The 902-nt window shown below is 41.4% G+C and carries 2 protein-coding genes; both read right to left on the minus strand.

Annotated elements, in window-relative coordinates; genetic code table 11:
* The coding region (locus GMD1S_RS08270; RefSeq protein WP_000657016.1) for a tRNA1(Val) (adenine(37)-N6)-methyltransferase at positions 1-458 on the minus strand (458 nt) is incomplete at its 3' end.
* A gap of 53 nt (positions 459-511) precedes the next feature.
* Positions 512-871 (minus strand): S1 RNA-binding domain-containing protein, encoded by a 360-nt coding sequence (locus GMD1S_RS08275; RefSeq protein ID WP_000689620.1) that lies wholly within the window; start codon positions 869-871, stop codon positions 512-514.
* Between the last annotated feature and the right edge of the window lie 31 nt (positions 872-902).

The following is a 902-nucleotide window of genomic DNA, read 5'->3' on the forward strand; positions in this document are numbered from 1 at the left end:
AGGTTAGTCGTAATTTCGTGTCTGGCCAGAAGGTAATGTTCACTCTCGTTCAGATTGGAATGCGGATCCACCTTAAAATAAGGCGGATTGCACAAAATCATATCCACCTTACTTCCCTGAATGTGGGCAGGCATATTTTTCAAATCATCACAGATGACCTGCATCTGCTCTTCCAAGCCATTCAACTGAACCGAACGCTCTGCCATATCCGCCAAGCGCTCCTGAATCTCTACAGATATTATCCGCGCCTGAGTACGTGAACTAGCAAAAAGTCCCACTGCACCATTTCCAGCACAAAAGTCCACAATTAAACCCCGTTTAGGGAAGCGAGGAAAGCGTGATAAAAGAACACTATCCACCGAATAGCTAAACACCTCTCTATTTTGGATGATTTTGATATCTGTCGAAAAGAGCTGATTGATTCGCTCTCCTGGTTTTAATAATTGTTCTTCTTTCATACTTTTATTATAACAAATGATGTTAATATTACAAACGATTTAAATAATCGTATTTATGGCTTCTTCTTTAAATACTCTAGTGCCTCACGCGTCCAAACAGGCATCATTCGCCCAAGTGGTGCAAAACCGTGCTTGATCCGATCATTTGAAAAACGTCTCCGTCTTGGCAATTGATGTTTTTCCTCTTCCAAGGTACGGATAGAAAGACTAGCCTTCCCAGTGTATTCGTCAAAATCCACCACCTGAACTTGGACTTCATCGCCAATTTTTAAAATGTCATAGATATTTTCAATAAATCCCGTCCGAATCTCCGAGATGTGAATCAGCCCTGTCACCCCTGTCTCTAACTCAACAAAGGCACCATAGGGCTGAATTCCTGTAATACGCCCAGTTAGCTTATCACCAATTTTCATTCTAGTCCTCAATTTCAATCGTTTCAATTAC

Origin of the sequence: Streptococcus sp. GMD1S (genome assembly GCF_000296875.1) — a bacterium.
GTDB lineage: Bacteria > Bacillota > Bacilli > Lactobacillales > Streptococcaceae > Streptococcus.